Below are 295 nucleotides of genomic sequence, written 5' to 3'. Positions count from 1 at the left end.
TTCCGTAAGGCACGCAAGGCCGCAAAACTAAGCCAGCGCGCAGTCAAGGATAAGACGGGGTTCGCACAGTCATGGATCAGCGAGGTAGAAACAGGAAAGTCACCGCTCAACATCGACAACATGGCCGAACTGGCCAAGTGTGTCGGTGTGCCGCTGTGGCAGCTTCTCGTTCCTCCGTCGTAACCCTGCAACACTCGTCCCCTTTCAGTCTCCGTTCTGCCAAGAAGACCCCGCAAACTTGTGGGGTCTTCGTCTTTCAGGCTTGCCAAATCGCTTGCGCGATTGATAGCCTATA

1 protein-coding gene is annotated in these 295 nt (G+C 55.3%); it reads left to right on the top strand.

Annotated features, from left to right (window positions below):
* On the top strand, positions 1-183 hold a 183-nt coding region (locus HMPREF2886_RS32795; protein WP_083318509.1), incomplete at its 5' end, for a helix-turn-helix domain-containing protein.
* Positions 184-295: the final 112 nt, after the last annotated feature.

It is taken from the genome of Pseudomonas sp. HMSC066A08, assembly GCF_001813025.1.
Classification (GTDB): domain Bacteria; phylum Pseudomonadota; class Gammaproteobacteria; order Pseudomonadales; family Pseudomonadaceae; genus Pseudomonas; species Pseudomonas aeruginosa.
This window is presented reverse-complemented; position numbering and strand designations above follow the sequence as displayed.